Annotated in this window: 16 protein-coding genes; 11 read left to right on the top strand and 5 right to left on the bottom strand. The window is 55.9% G+C overall.

Annotated elements, in window-relative coordinates:
• Positions 1-100: 100 nt before the first annotated feature.
• Positions 101-1,288 (top strand): THUMP domain-containing class I SAM-dependent RNA methyltransferase, encoded by a 1,188-nt coding sequence (locus HMJ29_RS19085; RefSeq protein ID WP_171592984.1) that lies wholly within the window; start codon positions 101-103, stop codon positions 1,286-1,288.
• A gap of 175 nt (positions 1,289-1,463) precedes the next feature.
• Here the strand turns inward: HMJ29_RS19085 and HMJ29_RS19080 are convergent, their stop codons facing one another.
• The gene (locus tag HMJ29_RS19080; RefSeq protein ID WP_171592982.1) at positions 1,464-1,814 is read right to left on the bottom strand and encodes a four-helix bundle copper-binding protein; all 351 of its coding nucleotides are present in this window, start codon (positions 1,812-1,814) and stop codon (positions 1,464-1,466) included.
• A gap of 156 nt (positions 1,815-1,970) precedes the next feature.
• On the opposite strand from HMJ29_RS19080, the gene recQ reads away from it, so the two are divergent.
• From recQ to HMJ29_RS19065, 3 genes are all read left to right on the top strand, one after another.
• Positions 1,971-4,256, top strand: coding sequence for a DNA helicase RecQ (gene recQ / locus HMJ29_RS19075; RefSeq protein WP_171592981.1), 2,286 nt, complete (start codon positions 1,971-1,973; stop codon positions 4,254-4,256).
• A gap of 308 nt (positions 4,257-4,564) precedes the next feature.
• Positions 4,565-5,374 (top strand): XRE family transcriptional regulator, encoded by an 810-nt coding sequence (locus HMJ29_RS19070; protein ID WP_171592980.1) that lies wholly within the window; start codon positions 4,565-4,567, stop codon positions 5,372-5,374.
• 263 nt (positions 5,375-5,637) lie between these two features.
• Positions 5,638-6,357 (top strand): pirin family protein, encoded by a 720-nt coding sequence (locus HMJ29_RS19065; RefSeq protein ID WP_171592978.1) that lies wholly within the window; start codon positions 5,638-5,640, stop codon positions 6,355-6,357.
• A 133-nt stretch (positions 6,358-6,490) separates the two neighbouring features.
• Here HMJ29_RS19065 and HMJ29_RS19060 read toward each other — a convergent pair whose 3' ends face one another.
• Entirely contained in the window at positions 6,491-7,120 is a 630-nt protein-coding gene (locus HMJ29_RS19060) for a carbonic anhydrase family protein (protein ID WP_244679023.1), read from the bottom strand.
• Positions 7,121-7,326: 206 nt separating this feature from the next.
• Positions 7,327-9,177, bottom strand: coding sequence for a M2 family metallopeptidase (locus HMJ29_RS19055; protein WP_171592977.1), 1,851 nt, complete (start codon positions 9,175-9,177; stop codon positions 7,327-7,329).
• A 103-nt stretch (positions 9,178-9,280) separates the two neighbouring features.
• On the opposite strand from HMJ29_RS19055, the gene HMJ29_RS19050 reads away from it, so the two are divergent.
• On the top strand, positions 9,281-10,078 hold the full coding sequence (locus HMJ29_RS19050; RefSeq protein WP_171592976.1) for a sterol desaturase family protein: 798 nt from the start codon (positions 9,281-9,283) through the stop codon (positions 10,076-10,078).
• Between the two features lie 147 nt (positions 10,079-10,225).
• On the opposite strand, the gene HMJ29_RS19045 is transcribed toward HMJ29_RS19050, so the two are convergent.
• Positions 10,226-11,161 carry a zinc-dependent peptidase gene (locus HMJ29_RS19045; protein ID WP_253805655.1) on the bottom strand — a complete coding sequence of 312 codons (936 nt, stop codon included), beginning with the start codon at positions 11,159-11,161 and terminating at the stop codon, positions 10,226-10,228.
• 68 nt (positions 11,162-11,229) lie between these two features.
• Entirely contained in the window at positions 11,230-11,583 is a 354-nt protein-coding gene (locus HMJ29_RS19040) for a low molecular weight protein tyrosine phosphatase family protein (RefSeq protein WP_171592974.1), read from the bottom strand.
• Between the two features lie 203 nt (positions 11,584-11,786).
• Between HMJ29_RS19040 and HMJ29_RS19035 the strand changes: the two genes are divergently transcribed.
• The 6 genes from HMJ29_RS19035 to HMJ29_RS19010 all read left to right on the top strand — a co-directional run bounded on the left by HMJ29_RS19035 (position 11,787) and on the right by HMJ29_RS19010 (position 21,960).
• Entirely contained in the window at positions 11,787-12,398 is a 612-nt protein-coding gene (locus HMJ29_RS19035) for an RNA polymerase sigma factor (RefSeq protein WP_171592973.1), read from the top strand.
• Between the two features lie 179 nt (positions 12,399-12,577).
• Positions 12,578-13,603, top strand: coding sequence for a FecR family protein (locus HMJ29_RS19030; protein ID WP_171592972.1), 1,026 nt, complete (start codon positions 12,578-12,580; stop codon positions 13,601-13,603).
• Positions 13,604-13,769: 166 nt separating this feature from the next.
• Complete coding sequence (locus HMJ29_RS19025; protein WP_171592971.1) at positions 13,770-17,045, top strand: SusC/RagA family TonB-linked outer membrane protein; 3,276 nt, start codon at positions 13,770-13,772, stop codon at positions 17,043-17,045.
• Between the two features lie 12 nt (positions 17,046-17,057).
• The gene (locus tag HMJ29_RS19020; RefSeq protein ID WP_171592970.1) at positions 17,058-18,599 is read left to right on the top strand and encodes a RagB/SusD family nutrient uptake outer membrane protein; all 1,542 of its coding nucleotides are present in this window, start codon (positions 17,058-17,060) and stop codon (positions 18,597-18,599) included.
• Positions 18,600-18,680: 81 nt separating this feature from the next.
• Positions 18,681-20,045 carry a glucoamylase family protein gene (locus tag HMJ29_RS19015; protein ID WP_171592969.1) on the top strand — a complete coding sequence of 455 codons (1,365 nt, stop codon included), beginning with the start codon at positions 18,681-18,683 and terminating at the stop codon, positions 20,043-20,045.
• 151 nt (positions 20,046-20,196) lie between these two features.
• Entirely contained in the window at positions 20,197-21,960 is a 1,764-nt protein-coding gene (locus tag HMJ29_RS19010; protein WP_171592968.1) for a family 43 glycosylhydrolase, read from the top strand.
• Positions 21,961-22,123 lie beyond the last annotated feature (163 nt).

Below are 22,123 nucleotides of genomic sequence, written 5' to 3'. Positions count from 1 at the left end.
GGTTGGCCCGCCTATTTTCGGCACACGCCATAGCACTGCGGTTTCACCCGCTACTTTCCCGACCTTTGCGGCTTCACTTCGTCAATTTCATTTCCCTCTCATGGCCGATAACCGCCGCTCTGCTCCCTTTTACATGACTGCCACCACCCAGTTTGGGCTGGAAGAGGTGCTGGCGGAGGAGCTGCATCAGCTGGGCGCCACCATTGAAAACGTTGGGCAGCGGGCCATTGAATTCAGCGGCGACACGCAGCTGCTTTACGAGGCCTGCCTGTGGTGCCGCACCGCCATGCGTATCCTCAAGCCCTTTGCCGGTTTCTACGCCCGCGACGAAAAAGCCTTGTACCGCGAGGTGGGCCGCATCGACTGGGCCCAGTACATCCGGCAGGATCAGACGTTTGCCATCACGGCCGTAGTCAACAAGTCTACGTTTGAACACTCCCTGTTCGTGGCTCAACTCACCAAGGATGCCATCGTGGATCAATTCCGGAACCGCACCGGTGAGCGACCGAGCGTAGACGTGAAGAATCCTGATATCCGGCTGCACCTGCACATGATTGAGAATGAGGTGATTTTGAGCCTTGATGCCTCCGGCGAGTCGTTGCACAAGCGCGGTTACCGCCAGCAAACCAACGTGGCGCCCCTCAATGAGGCCTTGGCTGCCGGTCTGCTGCTGCTCAGTGGCTGGGATGGTAAAAAGACCCTTATAGACCCGATGTGTGGCTCCGGCACCCTGCTCACCGAGGCCGCCATGATTGCTCAGCGGGTTGCGCCTGGCCTTTATCACCAGGGGAAGTTTGGTTTCGAGAACTGGCCCGATTTCGACGCCGCCCTCTGGGAGTCAGTGCAACTGGATGCGCGCCAGATGCGCATCGAGGAGCCCCAGGCCTACATTGCCGGCTCCGACCTCTCGAGGGAGTTTATTGAGCTGGCCCGCCAAAACGTGGCCGCTGCTGACCTGGAAGACTTCATTCGCCTGGGGGTGCGCGACGTGAAGGAAGCCAAAGCCCCCGCCAAGGAGGAGCCCGGCATTGTGATTATGAACCCACCCTACGGAGAGCGGATTGGGGAAGAAGCGGAGATGGATGCCTTGTATAAGGCCATCGGGGATACGCTGAAATCCGGGTTTCAAGGCTATGATGCCTTCATTTTTACTGGCAACCTGGAGGCCGCCAAGCGCATCGGCCTGAAAACCTCCCGCCGCATTCCGCTCTACAACGGCCCCATTGATTGCCGCCTGCTCAAATACGAACTCTACCAGGGCACCCGCAAAATCAGCAAGCCGGAGTAATGCCTGAGGAGAGTGGCCTAGAACAGGCTTTGCCTGTAAGATCTACCTCACCTGGGTAGCGCCGAAGCTAAAGAAGCAAACCCGCCCGCCATCTTGAGCTTGCTCAGGACGGCGGGCGGGTTTGTACTGTGGGTGGGTATGCTATTGCGCTGTTATACGCTACACTACTTTACAGCTAGGCCTGTCCGGCGTACTGCTGGCAAGCCTCAACGCAGGCGCGGCAGGCGGCGGCGCACTGCTGGCAATGCTCATGCTCGTGTTTGCCACATTCATCGGCGCACTTCCGGCAAATCTCAATGCATTCCTTGAGTACATGCTTTGCATGATCAGAGCCGCGGGCAATGAAGGCGGCGGTAAGGCGACAAATGTCGGCGCAGTCGCGGTCGAGGCGAATGCAAGGCACCATCATCTTAACGTTTTCTTCGTGCAGGCAGGCATCGGCGCACATCTCGCAGGCTGCAATGCAGCGGCTGAGAGCGTCAAGAATAGATTGGTTTTGGGTGTAGGATGCGGTTGAAGTAGCCATCAGGTAAGGGGTTTGGTAAATGAAATGCTATACCCTGGTATACGAGGCAGCTGACCCCTTGGCCGTTCAGGATTCTGGAAGAGAAGTGCACGATTTCCGCCTGCAAATGGTTAATTTCACCGGTCCATTGCCGCTCACCTGCGCTAGTTGCCTACTATGTTATTTGCTGCCGAACCTCTTGCTCCTACCATCGAATCTGCCCGCCGGGTACTGAAAAAGTACTACGGGTATGACTCGTTCCGTCCCATGCAAGAGGATATCATTCAGAACATTCTGAGTGGGCAGGATACCGTGGTGCTCATGCCCACCGGCGGCGGTAAGTCGGTTTGCTTTCAGGTGCCGGCTGTAGTGCAGGAAGGCGTGTGCGTGGTTGTGTCGCCGCTGATTGCCCTGATGAAAGATCAGGTAGAGGCCCTGAAAGCCAACGGCATTTCTGCGGCCTACATCAACAGCAGCGTAGGCCAGAGCGAGCAGAACAATATTGCCGCCGACTGCCTCAACGGCTACCTTAAACTGCTTTATGTCTCGCCCGAAAAGCTGCTCTCCGAAGGCTTCCTGAATCTGCTGCGGCGGATGCGCATCAGTATGTTTGCCATTGATGAGGCGCACTGCATCAGCTCCTGGGGGCATGATTTCCGGCCCGAGTACACCCAGCTGCGGGTGCTGCGCGAGCAGTTTCCGCAAATTCCCATTATTGCCCTTACCGCCACCGCCGACCGCCTCACCCAGCGTGATATTCAGCAGCAGCTGCGCCTGACGGAGCCCCGGGTATTCCTATCGTCGTTTGACAGGCCCAACCTGAACCTGATTGTGCGGCCGGGCCAGGACCGGGTAGGGGGTATTCTGGAGTTTCTGGAGCGTCACCAGGGCGAGTCGGGTATTATTTATTGCCTCTCGCGTAAGCAGTGCGAAACGCTGGCTCAGAAAATTCAGGCTAAAGGCATTAAGGCCGGATTTTACCATGCCGGCATGACGCCTAACCAGCGCGCCGCCGTGCAGGAGGGCTTCCTGAAAGACGACCTGCAGGTGATTGTGGCCACCATTGCTTTTGGCATGGGCATCGATAAGAGCAACGTGCGATGGGTGATTCACTACAACCTGCCCAAGAACATCGAGGGCTACTACCAGGAAATTGGCCGTGCCGGCCGCGATGGTAGCCCCGCTACGGCCGTGTTGTTCTATTCCTTCGGGGACGTGATGAGCCTGCGCGACATGCTCACGAAGGAAAATCCCAACCTTACCCAGCTCAACCTCACCAAGCTGGAGCGCATGCAGCAGTTTGCGGAAGCTGCCAGTTGCCGCCGCAAAATTCTGCTCAACTACTTCGGCGAGACGCTGGCCCAGGACTGCGGCAACTGCGACATCTGCCGTAATCCGCCTACTACGTTCGATGGTACGGAGCTGGCCCAAAAAGCCCTCTCGGCGGTGGTACGGAGCCGCGAGCGGGTAAGTATCAGCCTACTCATTGACGTGCTGCGCGGCATGCGTAACCAGGCTGTGCTTAGTGGTGGCCTAGACCAGATCAAAACCTATGGTGCCGGCCGCGACCTGCCTTACCTCGACTGGTACAGCTACGTTCATCAAATGCTGAATGATGGCTTGGTGTACATTGCCTACGAGGAAGGCTACGCGCTGAAAATCACGGATATTGGTAGGGAGGTACTGCAGGGGCAGCGCACCGTGCCCATGAAGAAGTTTCAGCCAGCGGAGAAGGCGGAGAAGGCACCTCGTGGCCGGAAAGCAGCAGCAGCGGCGGCAAAAGCACCTCCCGTCACCCGCGAAGCCCAGCTTTTTGAGGCCCTGCGTACTCTCCGCAAGCGCATCGCCGATGAGCAAGGCGTGCCCCCGTACGTAATCTTCACCGATTCTACTCTGCAGGAAATGGCGGTGGAGCGGCCAGTTAACCGGGTAGCTATGCTGGGTATTTCCGGGGTTGGTATGAAGAAGTTTGAAACTTACGGCGAAGCTTTCATTCGGGAGGTACTGGCCCACGGCGGCAACCCCGCTGCCCAGGCCGAGCTGGATGAGGACGGCCTGCCGGATCATCTCGACCCCGACGATTTTAGCTCCGCTCGTACGGTACGCAAAAAGCCCGTGAAGGAAGCAAAAGAGCCTAAGGCCACCACGTCGGAGGTGAATGGCACCGCGGAAACTACGCACCAGCTGCACCGCATGGGCTTGAGCGTAGAGGCCATTGCCCAGCGCCGCGACCTGGCCATTTCCACCGTGCAAACCCACCTGACGACGTGCTACGCTAAAGGGCTGGAGCTGCGGATTGAAGAATTCCTCAAGCCGGAAGATCTAGCCGAAATCCAGACGGCCCAGGCCCAGCTCGGTAGCAGCCCCATGCTCCGCGACCTATTTGACCACCTGCGTGAGAAGTACGATTACTTCAAGCTCCGTCTGGCTCTTATGTATTTTAAGAAGCTACGCGGGGAGTAGAGGTAAAATTGTGAAGTGGCATAAAGGCTCTGTTATTGCGAGCGAAGCCGCCTTTCCTGTGCCGTCGGCAAGCTTTGACTTAAAAGGCGCTTGCTTCTGCGCAGGACGTAGGAGCTCCGCTGAATATGTTGCTTTCACGCATTAAGCAGGAAAGATTGCTTCGTCGGGCCTCCTCGCAATGACAGAAACGGGCCAAATATTTTTAGTAAAAATTTCAGCTAATTGAATTAGTATTCGCGTAGAAGCGTTCGTATCTTCGTGAGCCGGTAAATCTTTACCGATAAAGCCTTCTCCCGGCTCCCTGCGCTATGATCAATACTAATCTAAAATTCTGGCGGCGCGAACTGGCCCTGACGCAGGCCCAGATGGCCGAAAAGCTAGGTATCAAACGCTCCTTGGTGGGCGCGTATGAAGAAGGCCGCGCTGAACCTAAGCTAGCCACGTTGGTAAATATGGCTCGCCTGTTCAATATTTCTCTGGACGCGCTGGTTACCACTGACTTTAGCAAAAAGAAGAACGCAAAAGCTGCGCTTCAGCTTCAGGCCCAAACCGCTGCCACTACCGAGACCACCGCAAACCGCCCCGGCGGCAACCTGCGTATTCTGGCTCTGACCGTAGATAAAGAGCAGAACGAAAATATTGAGTTGGTACCCCAGAAAGCGGCCGCCGGTTACCTTAACGGTTACGCCGACCCCGAGTACCTGGAAGAGCTACCGAAGTTCCGCCTGCCCATGCTGGGCACGGGCGGTACGTACCGTGCCTTCGAAATTGCCGGTGACTCTATGCTGCCCATTGCCAGTGGTACCGTAATCGTGGGCCGCTACGTGGACGACTGGATGAACCTCAAAGACGGTACCCCCTGCATTGTAGTGAGCAGCAAGGAAGGTATCGTATTCAAGCGCGTATTCAACCGCCTGAAGGATAATGCCATGCTGGCCCTGCACTCTGATAACCCCCTGTACTCTCCTTATCAGATTGATGTGGAAGATGTGGTGGAGATCTGGGAGGCTAAAGCTTATATCAGCAGCACCTTCCCCATCGCCGACCTTTCGCTCAACCGCTTAGCCAGCATAGTGCTGGACCTGCAACAGCAGGTAAGCACTATGAAGAAAGTATAACGTGGATATGGCCTAGGATACTTTAAAGGCCTGATTACTTGAAAAGCCCCGGTACTATTACTAGTATCGGGGCTTTTACTTTATGCCTAATTGTATATAAAAGCCTAGCTCTCTACCCGGTACCCTGCCCACTTACTGAAGGCTGTCAGGCTGAGTAAGGTGGAGGGGCGCCTGGAGGGAAATAGTGGCATAGCGCTATATTGCCCTTAACTAACGTCTGCTGCTACGCGTAAGCCATTAGCAACAACTCAACTCTACGCACGATGCTCAAGCTCATTCCCGCCACCGACCGCCACCATGCCGCTCCGGTGCAATGGCTCAATAGTTACTTCCTGTTCAGCTTCGCCGACTATTACGACCCTAATAATACACAGTTTGGCCCGCTACGGGTATTCAACGACGATACCATTCAGGGCAATTCCGGCTTTCCGCAGCACCCGCACTCCGAGATGGAAATTGTGACGCTGGTTCTGGAGGGCGAGTTGGTGCATAGTGACACCGCCGGTAACAAGGCCACTATTAAGAAAGGAGAGGTGCAGCGCATGACTGCCGGCACTGGCCTGGCGCACTCCGAAACCAATAGCACCAATAAAGCGGCTCACATCTATCAGCTATGGTTTCAGCCTAACCAGCGGGGCCTCTCACCCAGTTACGAGCAAAAGGATATAGATTTCCTGGATAAGAAAAATATGCTGGTGCCGCTGGTATCGGGGCAGAAGGTGCTGGAGGATGTGGTATACATGAACTCCAACTCTACTATTTACTGGTGCAATCTGAGCGCCGACAAAACCGTCACGTTCAAGACCTTCCCCATTCGCAATACCTTCCTGTATGTGAAAGAAGGCAGCCTATATATCAACGGCATTGATATTGGGCCTAATGACCAAGTGCGGTCTACCGATGAAAACGTACTGGAAATCAGGGCTTCAAAAGATGCGCAGTTCATCCTGATTGATTTACCCAGCTCAGAGGCAAACTACTAGCTACCTCTGTGCGAAATAGGCTGCGTTGCATCTACTGCAAGGATAGATGCAAGCGCAAAAAAGAGCCAGGGGGTACAGTCATAAAGCAAATGACTGTACCCCCTGGCTCTTTTTTGCGCGAAAGGCTACATGACTATTCTTCGTAGAAAGTGACCTTACCCGTTTCAACGTTATAGATGCCACCAATTATTTTTATTTGTTCGTCGGCTACCAGTTGCGCGATAACGGGGCTGTCTCGTTTGATTTGAGCAATCGTCAGGTGCACGTTGTTTTCAGTTACCCGATTCACAAAGTCGGGGTTGGTACCCGTTCTATGTTCTGCGGTAGTTTCTTTTTCCGCATCAATAGCGGGTTGTATTTTTTCCAGCAGACTGGTTAGGTTTCCCAATTGCACGTGGTTGCACGCTCCCACAATAGCTCCGCATTTGGTATGGCCCAACACTAGAATCACCTTGGTTCCTACCACTTTAGTGGCATATTCCATGCTGCCCAAAATGTCCTCGTTCAGGATATTGCCGGCAATCCGAATGCTGAAAATGTCGCCCAGCCCCTGATCAAAAATCAGCTCAGCAGAGGTGCGGGAGTCCATGCAGCTCAGAATAGTAGCAAATGGGTGTTGCCCATTCATTGTTTCATTTACCTGCTGCAGCAGGTTTCGGTCTGCTTTCAGGTTGTTAACAAACCGATCATTTCCTTCCTTCAGAATTTCGGCGGCTAGATCAGGGGTGAGGCTGTTTTGGGTTTCTTTAGTGTGGGTGCGCATACGGTGGTGCTTTGAAAACTGGAGGTTGATGGTGGTACTAACTTGTGCGGCTGCTTTTAGGCGGCAACCTAGGCATTAGACGTGAGGTAGACTCTTAGTGAGACAAACGAGCTGCCAGGGTGGTGGTTGAACTGGCTCTAAACCAACAATTGGAGCAGAAGCCCGCTCCCGCACTGCGGTAACGGGCCTAGGCCTGCCTACACGCACTACATAGTGTACTTACGGCCTTTGTTCTGCTGCTTCAGGTAAGCCATCAGGGGCTCAAAATACTCCACCATCGCGCGGGCCGACAGGTCTTCGCCGGTTTTCTCTTTCAGCACCAGGCGCCAATCTTTGCTGGCACCGGGGCGCATGATATCAGCCAGGAACTGGCCCACCTCTTTGCTGCCGTAGTAGTTAGTGGCGTGCGGGTCCTGCTTCAGAATTTTCTTGGCAATATGGTCGTGGAGCTGAAACAGGATGACGTACGAGAGGGCATAGTCGTAGTACTGGGCCGGGTCGTCGTTGATGTGGGTCTTGGTGGCGGGGTCGAGGTACTGCTCGCCGCGCGTGGTGGGTGGCACAATGCCTTGATACTGCTTAGCTAGCGCCCACCAACGCGCGTTAAGCTGGTCGGCGGGTAGCTTATCGGCATAAAAGCTGTTTTCCCATTCGCTCATCACGCCCGAAGCAAACGGGATGAAGACAGCGTAGTTCAGGGCTTCCTTCAGCAGAGTTTGGGTCTGGTCGGTTTTAGCGTTGGGGTCAATAAGGCCCAAGCCTGCCAGGAAGGGCTTTTGCGTAGCAGCCAAACCCATTAGAGAGCCCATAGCTTCGTGGTAGCCGCGGTTAGCACCCTGGCGCAGAAGCACGGGCACGTCGGGGTTGGTGTAGGTGAGGTAGTAGTAGATGTGGCCTAGCTCGTGGTGGGTCGTTTCGTACCACTCCGTGTTGCCTTCCACGCTCATGAGGCTGCGCACGTCCTGGTTCAGGTCCATATGCCAGGCCGAGGCGTGGTTGTTCTTCTTATAAGTAGCGCCCTTAGGCAGGGGATAGAGGCTGCTCTTTTCGTAGAAGGAGGCTGGCAGGGCCTGAAAACCCAGGCTCTGGTAGAAGCGCTCCGCCTGTTTCACCTGCCACTCAGCGCCTTTTTTGGCTAGCACTGGGTCGAGGTTAAGGCCTTTCACCTCTACCATGGCGCTCCAGTCTTGGCCCCAGCGGTTGGGTAGCCAGGAAGCGGGCAAATAATCGGGCACTTGCTTCACGCCGTATTTCTTGGCCAGCTCATAGCGGGCGTAAGTATGCAGCTCGCGGTAGAGGGGGCGCAGCTCCTCATTGATTTTGCGCACCAGCGTCATCATCTCCTCCCGGCTCATACCGTAGTCAGAGGCCTGGTAAGAGAAGTAGTCGGGGTAGCCGAGGGCCTGCACAGTCTGGTTGCGCAGGTCGCGCAGATTCAGCAGGCCATCTTTTAACGTGGGGCCGATGGCCTTGCTGGCCTCCCAAATCTGCTGACGCTTCAGGGGGTTATTCTCTTTACGCAGCAGCTCATCGAGGTCATTCGTCGTGACGGATTTGCCGTTGTACTTGTAGTCGAAACCGTAAAGCTTTTCGGTTTGCTGGGTTTCGGCCTTAATGCGGCGCTTCACCACATCAGCAATGGTCTGGGGAGAGTTGGCGGCATTGTAAAGCGCGGTTTGCAACTGCTTTACCTGCAGCTCCGTGAGGTCCTGCTTGTGCTCCAGCAGTTCCCGCAGGCGCTGTATATTGGCGCTGGAGCCAGTGAAGGCTGCCATGCGCTCATTGGCCCGGGCCGTAGCGCCCGAGTTGGCAGTGTCGCCGGCCACAATATGGGTGTTGGAGCGCCACTCCGCCTCGCTCGACTGCGTGTAAAGGCGCTGGAACTCCGTAGAGTATTCTTTTAGAAAGGTCTCTGCCTGCTCCTGCCAATTGGGAGCGGCCGGTTGGGTAGTAGGGGCGGGAGTAGATGCGGTAGGAGTGGTTGAGGGCGTATTGGCGGTGGGGGCGCAGGCCGTAAGCACGGCAGCCGTGAGAGTAGGGAGGAGGTATTTCTTCATGGAAACAGAAGGGGTGAAACTTGGGTGAGTACCAACCGTGAAGGTACGCATCTGGCCGGTTTCCTGCGTCGAACTAACCGCTGGCTATTGTAGTTTCGCCGGTATGCAAGCTGCACTCATTACCCCCACGCAGGCCGGCCTGGTATACGCCGCCGACTTGCTCATGCTGCTCCTGCGCTACGGACTGTTCGCAGGGGTGGCCTATTGGGTTTTCTGGCGCTGGAAAAAGGCTCGTTGGCAGCACCGCCGTATTCAGCCGCGCTTCCCCGAGGCCAAGCACATCCGTACTGAAATTCGCTATTCCATTCTTACGTGCCTAATTTTCGCGGCCGTGGGTGTGTGCATTTTTGCGGCGCGGCAAGCCGGTTACACGCGCATCTACACGAGCATAGGCCAGTATGGATGGCCGTACGTAGGGGGTAGTACCCTCCTTGCCATTCTCGCCCACGACACGTATTTCTACTGGACCCACCGATTTATGCACCTGCCGGGCGTATACCATCATGTTCACCGGGTACACCACCTGTCCACGAATCCATCCCCGTGGGCTGCGTTTGCCTTTCACCCCTTAGAGGCAATAGTGGAAGCGGGTATATTTCCGCTGTTGGTGTTTGTGCTGCCCTTGCACCCCGTTGCAATAGTAGCCTTCCTTACGTATATGATGGCCATGAACGTGCTAGGCCACCTTGGCTACGAGCCCTACCCAGCCAGGTTCTTGCGCACGCGCTTCGGCCGGCTGCACAACACCAGTACCCACCATAACATGCACCACCAGTTGGTAAAGGGTAACTACGGCTTGTACTTTAACTGGTGGGACCGGCTTATGGGCACCAACCACACGAAATACCAGGAGCGGTTTGAGCAGGTAGCTAACCGCCAACGGGAAACCCAAAAAGTGTGAGCTGACCAACGTCAGTAGCTTCGCACATCACCCTGGTTAGGGTGGCCTAGAATGCTATAAACCAGCTAAAAGCCCGTCATGTCTCGCTTATGCTTGACATGACGGGCTTTTGTGCCGGATACCACATGAATGCTAGCTGAAGGGGGCTTAAGCGGCTTGTGACTGTTGCTGTAAGTGGCAGTCTTTGTACTTCTTGCCGCTTCCGCAGGGGCAGGGGTCGTTGCGGCCGAACTTGCGGCGGGAGCGGAGGCTCCGGATCCACTCGCGCGGGTCAATGGCAAAGCGCAGGAAGCGCTTCTTGGGATTTTGGCGCAGAGCCCGGCTCAACAGCTGATAAAGTTCGGGGTGGTGCTCCTGCAGCTTTTCGGGTTTCTCAAAGAAATATTCCGTTACCACCGCAAAGAACTCTGCCTCATTGGTGCCCGCGTAGTTGTTTATTTCAGAGTTGCCCGCCCTGATGGCGGCTATTTCGCGCTGCATCACGGCCTCCCATTCTGGCCGCAGCTCGGCGGGAAGCGCTACGCCGGGCACCCCATCAATTACACCATCGGCCTCATCCAGCAGGTGCGCAAACTCATGAATGCCTACATTCTGCTTATCGAGGGCATCTTTGAAGCCCTGCTCTAAAGAGGTTTTGGAAAGACGCATGTAGTGCGAAGTCTGGAAACCCTGTACGCTGCCAAGCAGGGTGCCTTCCAGGCCTGCATATTCCTTATTAGGGTCGCGTTGCTGAGTCCAGGCGTCGGGCACTACCAGCACTTCGCTTAGGTTGCCATACTCCCAATCAGGAAAGCCGAACACGGGAATGATAGCCGAAGCTGCCACCAGCACTCGGGTGGTATCATCAATTTCAGTCTCGATTCCTGTTACGCGGGTTTGAGCCAGAAATACTTGGATTTTCTTCTCGAAACGTTGTCTGTCGTTGGCCGTGAGGGACAGATAGAAAGCTACCCTTTCCGAGAGAATCTGCCGCCAGCTGACGGGGAAATCTTCGGATAGCGCCTGCTGTTTCACCCGCGATTCTCGGGTGACGTAGCGGTAGAATAAAAAGGCCACCACCACGACGATAATAGCAAAAATCATGTACTGCATGAGCCGCTAAACGAGCCCCAGGCCTAGAGGTTGTGCAAGCGCAGCATGGCCTGGCGTTGCTACAACGCATCAGGCCCGATATGTTCCCGCACTCGCTCCCGGAGCAGGTCTTGCAGGATGTGATCCATGAACTGAAACTTGTCGGGAATACGCAGGTTGATGATAAGCTTGCCGGCCAAGGCATCGCCAAATTTTTGCCGCAGAATATCAGTGTGCTTGCGTTCCATTACCAGCACCACATCGGCCCAGCCCAGGTGCCCGGCCGTAACCCGCACGCGGGCACCCGGCTCAGTACCCGCCGAGCGGGCTTCGTAGGTGGGGTGGCCGTCAAAGAGCCGTTCTGCCGTGAGGCTGCGCCAACGGTTTTGGCTGCAGATGAACAAGAGTTTAGCGGGTGCTAAGGAGGTAGGCAACGCGTAATAAGTAGATAAGCAGGGCAGCAAGTTAGCTGGTGCAAGTCGCTCCCGTATAACCAATTTTTCAGGAGCCAGCCCTGCCGGCACCAAACTACCGGGTTGCCCCGTATACATCCGGCAACGACTACAGCTGCAGGCTTGCAACCGGATTTGGGTAGAGCCTGCTGAGAAGTATGCTACGTTTGTCTTGCCGCGCGCCCATGCCTTCGTCCCAACCTCCATCACTCAAGCCCCACCAGTTGTACGCCGCCTGTACCGATGAGGCCCTGGTGCGGGCATTGCGGGCAGATGATAAGCAGGCCTTTGCAGAAATTTATGCGCGGTATTGGGAGCAGCTGCTGGCCGTGGCCTACCGCAAGCTCAGCTCCCGGGAAGCCGCCGAGGAAATTGTGCAAGACTTATTTGCCGCACTCTGGCTCAAACGGCACACCCAGGATATCCAGACCCTGCAGCCCTATTTACTAAAGGCAATAAAATACCGGGTGATAGATGTGCTCAAGGCCCGGCTCACGCAGGTTAACTACCAAGAGCGCACCCGCCTGCAAGTAGCGCCCGAAGACCACAGCACCGAGGAAACCGTAGCGGCCGACGACCTTTCTCTGGCCCTGGTAAACAGCCTGATGCGGCTGCCCGAGCACACCCGTGAGGTGTTTCGGTTGAGCCGGCTGGAGCACCAATCGGTGCCTGAAATAGCCGTGCGCCTCAACATCTCCCGCAAAACCGTGGAGTATCACCTCACCCGAGCCCTGAAGGTATTACGGGTGAGCCTGCGCGATTTTCTGGCGGTACTGCTGCTGGTAGTGATGTTATAAGACAAGTGACTGATGTTGAAGGAATTAAATAAGGATATTTAGGGCCTTTGCCAAGCAAATGGCTGCCCTGCTGGGGTATAGCTGCATCTTTTTTAGAAAAAATTTAATTGCAGACTAGGGATACAGCCGAGTTAATCGACTGTATCAATAACCCGCTGCCTGTGTTTCGCTGATACGCTATGAAGCAAACTGACTTTCTCTACCTTCTGCAGCGCTATCAGCAAGGTGAATGTACGCCCGACGAAAGGCGAGTGGTGGAGCAATGGTATAGCCTGCTAGGCCACCAGCAGCCTCCGCTTACGCTCAGTCCGGCTGAGCGCGAACAGCTGCGGGCAGAGCTCTGGCAGCGCATTGAAGCCCAGTCTCTCGACGCTGAAGATTCGAGTCAGCCAACCAGTCGGCGCTGGTACGCGGGTGGCATCGGGTGGGCAGCGGCGGCGCTGCTGGCGTTGGGCCTTGGGGTTGGTGCTCAGCAGTGGCTTACCCGGCCCACTACAGGTCCTGCTGCTGTAGTTCAGCAAGCAGCTGATTGGCAGTTATTTGTAAATACTACGGCGCAACCCCAAACCATTCACCTCACCGATGGCAGCACTGTGCAAGTGTCACCTCAGGGCCAGCTAAAGTACCCGCGCCGTTTTGCAGCGGCCCACCGCACCGTATACCTGAGAGGGGAGGCCTTCTTCGATATTCACCCTGATAAAGCGCATCCGTTCCGGGTATACACCAACAACGTGGTGACAACGGTGCTGGGTACCAGCTTCCTGGTGCGCGCCCCCGATGGGGCTGAACCGGTAGTGGTGAAGGTAAGAACTGGCCGGGTGCGCGTAAACCCGCTGGCCGCGACATCGTTAGGGGGGGGCAGCTTACCTAAGGCGGTGGTGGTGTTGCCCAACCAGCAAGCAGTGTACTCGCCGGTGCGCCATGAGCTGCAGCGGCAGCTGGTGGCCCAGCCAGTGCAGATCACTCCGCAATCGTTTGTATTCGATGACCGACCGGTGACGGAGGTGCTGTCAGCCCTGGAAGAGGCCTACGGCGTTGATATTCAGTATGACCCTGCCCAATTGGCTAACTGCACCGTTACCCTGAACCTAAGTGATGAGTCGCTCTACCATAAGCTCAATGTGCTTTGCAAAACTATGGGCGCTTCTTATAAGAAATCTGAAACCCATATTCTGTTCCGCAGCCCCGGCTGCGTAGTTCGCTAGGCCACCTGCAGCTCACTTTTTTCTTGCCTATGAGTATATAAAACCCTCATTGTACCCGCAACTACGGAATCGTTAGTGGCCAGCTGAGTTGCCTGAGCTGACACGTGGTTTCCGGTTTCCCCGCGACCTGTTCAGTGCCGTGAGTTTTCCCAATCCCACCTTACGCATGAAAAATCCCCTACACTTCCCCCCACCTCATTTACTTACCCGCGCTGCCCTGTTGCAGCCCCTGTGCATCACGCTGCTGAGCAGTATGGCTACCGCCACGGCCTTGCCCACTAGGGCGCAAGACGTATTGGAGCAGCCCATCACGCTGGTTGCCCAGGACGAAACCGTGCATTCGGTACTCAACAAGATTGAGAGCCAGACCAACGTACGCTTTCAGTACAGCCGGCAGCTGATTGGCGCCGGGCGCCGGGTGTCTATTACGGCCGCCGGCCAACCACTAGGCCAGGTGCTGCACACACTCTTCACCCCGTTAAACATTGCCTACGAGCCCTTTGCCAGCGGTATTATTCTGCGGCCAGCTGCCCTCGCCGACGTTACCATAACCGGCCGGGTAGTGGATGAAAAAGGAGCGGGGCTGCCCGGCGTAAACGTGGTAGTGAAAGGCTCAGCCACGGGTACCCAAACCGACCTGGAGGGGCGCTACACCCTTGTTGCCCCTGATAATGGGACCCTGGTGTTCTCCTTTATTGGCTACACCTCTCAGGAGGTAGCAATAGGAGGGCGCACTACTGTTGATGTAAACCTGGCCCCCGACTCACAAGCCCTCAGCGAGGTTGTGGTAGTGGGCTATGGCACCCAGCGCAAGCAGGACGTAACCGGGGCCGTGGCGCGCATTGAGGGCGAGGAAATTGTGAACCAGCCGGTGCAGACACCAACCCAGGCGCTGCAAGGCAAAACGGCCGGCGTGCAAATCACCACCGACGGCACGCCTAATGCTCAACCCGTAGTCCGGATACGAGGCACGGGTACGCTGCTGGCCGGCGCCAACCCCTTGTACGTGGTAGATGGCGTGCAAACCACCGACATCCGTAACCTGAGCAACTCCGATATTGAGACGATTGACGTACTCAAGGATGCCTCGGCGGCGGCTATCTACGGGGTGCGCGGCGCCAACGGCGTTATCATCGTAACCACCAAAAAGGGCAAGCAGGGCAAGCCGGTGTTAAGCTATAACACCACCATTGGCTTCAAGCAAGCCGCTCACCTGGTGAAAATGGCCGATGCGGGGCAATACATAGAGTACCTGCGCAGCACTTCCCCCAACGTAACGATACCCACCACCACCGCCGACACCGACTGGTACGACCAGCTTCTGCGGCGAGCCATGTACCAGAACCATAATCTGGCAGTATCGGGAGCGAACGAGAGCGTGAGGTACTACTTCAGCGGCAATATTTTGCAGGATGATGGCCTGGCCATCAACAACAAGTTTTCCCGCCTGACCGTCCGCTCCAACACCGACTTTACCATCTCGCCTAAGTTCAGCATCAACTCGCAGGCTTCATTTAGTCGGGCCAATACCCGGGATGTAAACTTCGGGACGGCCTTCCAGAATTCGTACCGCGCGGCGCCCATTATTACGGCCAAGGAGGGTGGCCGCTACGGCAATACCTCCGCCTTTGGCAACGTGGGCAACCCCCTTCTCGACATTGAGAAGAACAATAATCGCTCCTACGAGAATCGCCTGCAAGGCAACGTAGGCCTGAATTTTCTGCCCATTGAGGGGCTCACACTGCGCTCAGCTATCAACGTTGACCTGAGTTTCAACAACCGGCGCGTTTACAACTATCAGTACCTCAATGATGAGCAAACGTTCCTGGCCGCCGGGGGCAACCAGCGCAATCCGCAGAGCTCTCTCGATGTAACCCAGATCAACAGCAGCCGCTACCTCTGGGAAAATACGGCCACCTACCAGCGGGTTTTTGCTGAGAAGCACAACCTGACGGTGCTGGCCGGTACCGTGATGGAAGAGGGAAACACCAACTCCCTTTCTGGCAGCCGGCGCAACGTGCCCGAAGACCCGAACCAGTGGTACCTTGGCACCGGCGACCCGAATACGTCCGTCAACGGCTCACCCGTGCTGGGGAAAGATCGGCGCCTTTCGTTCCTGGGCCGCATCAACTACGCCTTCGCCGATAAGTACCTGCTGACAACGAACGTGCGCTACGATGGCACCTCTAAGTTCAACTCCAGTCAGCGCTGGGGGCTGTTTCCCTCGTTAGGCCTGGGCTGGGTACTGACTGAGGAGGGATTCCTGAAAGATCAGAACGTACTGAACTTCCTGAAGCTGCGCGCCAGCTATGGGCAGCTCGGCAACGACCAGATTGATGCCAACGCCTACATCACCACGGCCGATGTGAACATCCCGTATGTGTTCAACAACGCGCCTGTGCTGGGGGCTGTTATCAGTCAGATTAAAGACCGGGATGTACGCTGGGAAGTAACCACGGAGTATGATGCGGCCGTGGAGTTTGCCACGCTAAACAACCACCTGACCGGTGAGCTAACCTACTACCGCAAAACCACCACCGACGCCCTGATTCCGGTGAACATTCCGGCCCTGTTCGGTGACCCCAACAACCAGTACATTACCAACGCCGCCGACATCAGCAACCGTGGCGTGGAGGCGGCCCTTACCTGGCGCAACAACGTAGGTGACGACTTTTCCTACAACTTTGGGGTGAATGCCACTTTCAACAAGAACCGTATTGAGGCTCTCAACGGCGGGCAAGCCTTGTTTGGCGGTGCCAACAACGTAACACGCTCCGGTAACGGGGTAGCTGCGGGCAGCTTCTACGTGCTGAAGGCAGTAGGAGTATTTCAGAACCAGGCCGAGATTGATGCCTATCCGAAGTATACCTTCCTGACGCCCCAACCCGGTGACCTGAAGTACGCTGACACAAACGGCGACGGCGTGATTGATCCTAACGACCGGGTATACGCGGGCTCGTACCAGCCGCCCATGTACTTTGGCATCAACGGCGGGCTCAACTACAAGGGGCTTGATTTCTCGTTTGTGTTTTCGGGCAACGTGAACAATGACGTGTACAACTACAAGCGGCAGGCCAGCAACGCCGTGACGGACAACATTGAATCGGACTTCGCCAATAACCGCTGGACCCCGACTAATCCGTCGCAGACCGACCCGTTTGCTATTCGCAGCAACACGCCAAATTCCACGTATTTCATTGAGTCGGGCTCCTACATTCGGCTGAACAACCTGGTACTGGGCTACACCATTCCCGCCGACCTCACCAAGCGGGCGCACATTTCCTCGCTGCGGGTGTTTGCCACGGGCCAGAACCTGTTCACCATCACCAACTACTCGGGCTTTACGCCGGAGCTGCCTGGTGGCCCCTTGGATGCGGGCATTGAAGCTACCACGTACCCCACCAGCCGCACGCTCGCGCTCGGTCTCAATGTTAATTTCTAAGTCCGTCGCCTCATGAAAGCCATAGCAACTACTATTTCCCGGCGCTTCTACCTGGCGGCGCTAGGCCTGGCGCTTACGGCAGGTGCCGTAGGCTGTAAAGATTTCCTGGAAGTAGCTCCCCAGGGCCAGCTCACCGAGGACCAAATCCGCACTGACCCCGCGGCGGCACAGAAGCTCGTTGATGGGGTGTACAACACCATGTATCTGGGTGGTTTTGGACCCGATATTCACGGCCTGCAGTTCGTGATTCTGACGGATATTGCCTCCGACGACTCCGACAAAGGCAGCACGCCCCAAGACTACTCCGCCGCCGCTGAAGTTGACAACCTCACCCTGAATGCAACCAATGGGGTGGTCAACAATGCTTGGAAGGGGTATTTCCAGGGTATCAACCGGGCAAACCAGGCCCTTGATAAGATTCCGCTGAGTCCTGCCCCGGAAACCACCCGCAACCGCCTGATTGGCGAAGTAAGGTTTCTGCGCGGGTATTTCTACTTCAACATGGTGCGCCTGTTTGGCGGCGTGCCGAAGCTAGACCGGGTGCCGGCCGCCTCAGAGCTGAATAACCCCGAGCTACAGAAGCGGGCCACCGCCCAGGAAATTTACCAGCTCATTATTGATGACCTGCAGTTTGCGGCCAACAACCTGCCCCTGAAGGGAGCCACCGAAACCGGCCGCGCTACCAAAGCTGCCGCGCAGGCTATGCTGGCCAAGGTGTATCTCTACCAGAAAAACTACCAGCAGGCCTACGCCCTCACCAATGAAATTATCACGGGCAAATCGGGGGCATACGGTCTGTATCCTAACTATGAGGGGATTTGGCGCGAGGTAGGGGCCAACAGTCAGGAGTCGATTTTTGAGGTGCAAACGGGCATTAACTCCGCCTGTAACAACTCGGCGGTGGAGCTCTACACCGTAAGCCAGGGGCCACGCTCAGGCGGCCGCGGTGGCTGGGCCGACCTGGGTTTTGGATTTAATACTCCTACCCAGCAGTTGGCCGATGCCTACGAACCCGGCGACAAGCGCCGGGCGGGCAGCATCATCTTTATCACCACGGCCCGCACGGGTACGGTGCTCTGGGATGGCTTCCGCATTCCGAGCAAAGACTCAGTAGAGAACTTCCGGTACAGCTATAAGGCTTACCACAGCCGCACCCAGGAGAAAAACTGCGGCAACAACGATTTTCTGCCCAAGAACATTCGGGTGATGCGCTACGCCGAGGTGCTGCTCATTAACGCCGAGGCCGCTTTTCAAACGGGTAACACGGCCGTTGCGCTAACTAATCTTAACCTGGTTCGGTCACGGGCTGGCCTGCCCGCCCGCACTACCGTTACACTGGCCAATATCTGGCAGGAGCGCCGCGTAGAACTGGCCCTGGAGCATGACCGGTTCTTTGACCTGGTGCGCCAGGAGAGCGTGCAGCCTGGCCGCATTGTGCCCATTTTCGCGGCGCAGGGCAAAACGTTCACGAAGGGTAAAAATGAGCTATTCCCCATCCCGCAGGAGCAAATTGACTTGAGCGGCGGTCAGCTCACCCAAAACCCTGGGTACTAAGTGGCCAGGTAAGGTAAAGGTCGTTCTGCGAATCTGCCGTGGGGCGGCCTTTCCTTCTCGGGGCCCGCTAAACACTACTATATGAAAACACGCTTTCTGATATTTTTCTGGCTGCTGCTCCCTGGCCTAGTGGGGGCTCAGCAAAAGCCAGCCGCTAAAAAAGCGCCAATCACTGCCACTACCTTCGACCCCAGGAAACGCCCCAAGAACCTAACGGATGAGCAGCTGCTGGACCTGGTGCAGCGGCAAACCTTCCGCTACTTCTGGGACTTCGGGCACCCCGTATCCGGCATGGCCCGCGAGCGGAGCAATGTGGCCTACGAGTACGGCAATGAGGTAGTCACCACGGGGGGCACGGGCTTCGGAATTATGGCCATTATCGTGGCCGCCGAGCGCAAGTGGATTCCAAGGGAAGAGGCGGCCGGCCGCATTTTCAAAATCGTGAAGTTTCTGGAGAAGTCTGATTCCTTCCACGGCGTGTTTCCGCACTGGCTGAATGGAGCTACGGGCAAGGTTATTCGCTTCAGCCAGAAAGATGATGGCGGCGACCTGGTAGAAACTTCCTTTCTGTTTGAGGGCCTGATTTGCGCCCGCCAATACTTTACCGGCGCCAGCAAAACCGAGCAGGACCTACGCAACCACATTCTTTGGATGTGGGAAGGGGTGGAGTGGAACTGGCACACCCAAGGCGGCCAAAACGTGCTGTACTGGCACTGGAGCCCCAACAACGGCTGGAGCATGAACCACCAGATTCATGGCTGGAATGAGTGCCTGATAACCTATGTACTGGCCGCATCATCGCCTAAGTACGCCATCGATAAGAAGGTGTATGACCAGGGCTGGGCTACCGGCGACTACTTCAAAAACGGCAAGGAGTTCTACAACATCAAGCTGCCCTTAGGCTTTGACTACGGTGGGCCGCTGTTTTTCTCGCACTACACGTTTCTGGGCCTTGACCCCCGCGGTCTGAAAGACCAGTACGCCGATTACTGGCAGCAAAACCAGGCGCACACCCGCATCAATTACGCTTACTGCGTTGATAACCCCAAGAAGTACAAGGGCTACGGCCCCAATAGCTGGGGCCTAACGGCTTCTGACAGCTACAAAGGGTACGCAGCCCACTCGCCCACCGAAGACTTAGGAGTGATTTCGCCCACTGCGGCGTTATCGGCTATGCCGTATGCCCCCCAGGAGTCTATGGCGGCTATGAAGCATTTCTACAACGACCTCGGCGACAAGATTTGGAGCGAGTACGGGTTTGTTGATGGCTTTAGTGAGCACCACAACTGGTACGCTAAGTCGCACCTGGCCATTGACCAGGGCCCCATTGTGGGCATGATTGAAAATCACCGTTCGGGCCTGCTCTGGAAGCTTTTCATGAGCAGCCCCGATGTGCAGCGCGGCCTCACGAAGCTGGGCTTCGAAAGCCCACAAGTAAAGAAGTAAGCTGTTTACTAAAAGGCAGACCATCATGCTGAGCGCAGTCGAAGCCGCTTTGCTGCTGGCCAGGTCAACTGGCCTAGGTATCGGCATTGAAGCGGTAGCGTTGCTTCGACTGCGCTCAGCCTGATGGTCCTCTTAAGTACTATCCTCCACCATGCCCCGAATCCTGCTCCTGCTTCTTTCCGCGCTGCTAGGCCTCTCTGGTCCAGGACAGGCCCAGCCAGCCTCCAGCCCAGGCCAGCGTACGTATTGCAACCCGCTGAACCTGGATTACGGCTACACGCCCATCCCGAACTTTGCGGAAGCGGGCCGGCACCGCGCCACCGCCGACCCGGTTATTACCCTATATAAAGGAGAGTATTACCTATTCAGCACTAACCAGTGGGGCTACTGGTGGAGCAAGGACCTCTACAACTGGAAGTTTATTTCCCGCTCTTTCCTCAAGCCCCAACACAAGGTATATGATGACCTGTGCGCCCCCGCCGTGTTTGTGCTAGGTGACACGCTGTTGGTTTTTGGCTCAACTCACGAGAAAAACTTCCCCATCTGGATGAGCACCAACCCCAAGGCCAATGAGTGGAGGGAGGCCGTGGAGCCATTCCAGATTGGCGCCTGGGACCCGGCCTTTTTTCTCGATGATGACGGCAAATTGTATCTGTATTGGGGCAGCAGCAATGAGTTTCCGCTTTATGGCCAGCAAATCAGCCGCAAAACCTTCCAGCCCATCGGGCAGCCCAAAACTATGTTCGGGCTCAACGACAAGCAGTTTGGCTGGCAGCGCTTTGGTGAATACTTAGATAACACGTTCCTGTCCCCCTTTATGGAGGGTGCCTGGATGACTAAGTATCAGGGAAAGTATTACTTGCAGTATGGAGCCCCGGGCACTGAATTTAGCGGCTACGCCGATGGGGTGCAGATAAGTGACAAGCCGCTAGGCCCCTTTACCCCGCAAAAGCACAACCCATTTGCCTATAAGCCCGGTGGTTTTGCCCGTGGGGCGGGCCATGGCAACACCTTTCAGGATACCTGGGGTAACTGGTGGCACTTGTCTACCATGGTGATATCGGTAAAAAACAATTTTGAACGACGGCTAGGCCTATGGCCCGCGGGTTTTGATAAAGACGGCGTGCTGTACGCCAATACTGATTTTGGCGACTATCCGCACTACCTGCCCACCGGTCCCGAGGACCACCTCAAAAGTCGGTTCACAGGCTGGATGCTGCTTAACTACCAAAAGCCCGTGCAGGTGTCATCTACGCTTGGTGGGTATGAGCCCAATTATGCCGTTGATGAGAGTATAAAAACGTGCTGGAGTGCTGCTACGGGCAATAAGGGCGAGTATCTACAAACTGACTTAGGTAGTTTGAGTACGGTACATGCCATCCAGATTAACTATGCTGACCAAGATGCAGCATTCCTGGGCAAGCAGCAGGGAATTTATCATCAGTACAGGCTGTGGGAGTCGAAAGACGGCAGGAAGTGGAAGGTGCTGGTAGACAAAAGCCGCAACCAGACTGATGTGCCCCACGACTATATTGAGCTAGCTAGGCCAGTACAAACGCGCTACCTTAAGCTTGAAAATATCCATATGCCCACGGGTAAGTTTGCCCTGAGTGGCCTACGAATTTTTGGGCTTGGGAGTGGTTCACCACCCAACCAAGTAAAAGGTTTTGTAGTATTGCGCACCGAGAAGGACAAGCGCAGTGCCTGGTTAAATTGGACTCCTTCTGCTGATGCCTACGCCTACAACATTCACGTAGGAATAGCGCCCGACAAGCTCTACAGCTGCATAATGGTGCACGGAGCCGCCGAATATTACTTCAAAGGCATGGACAAAGACCTGCCTTATTACTATACCATTGAGGCTATCAACGAAAACGGCGTTTCGTCGCGCACTTCTGTGCTGGCAGTGAAGTAGCGTTACGTTTTGCTGTTGTTGAAGCGAGGTAAGTAGAAACAAGTCGTCCTCTGGGCCGCGCTGTCGCATCTCTGTAGCTCCAGGTTTCTGCTATGAAGCGGTAGCGTTGCTTCAACTCAGCTCAGTAAAGGGGGTGCAGATTGCTCACCTCACTGACTTGCTC

This window comes from Hymenobacter taeanensis, assembly GCF_013137895.1.
Classification (GTDB): domain Bacteria; phylum Bacteroidota; class Bacteroidia; order Cytophagales; family Hymenobacteraceae; genus Hymenobacter; species Hymenobacter taeanensis.
The sequence above is the reverse complement of the archived record's forward strand: the minus strand, read 5'-3'. Positions and strand labels throughout refer to the sequence as shown.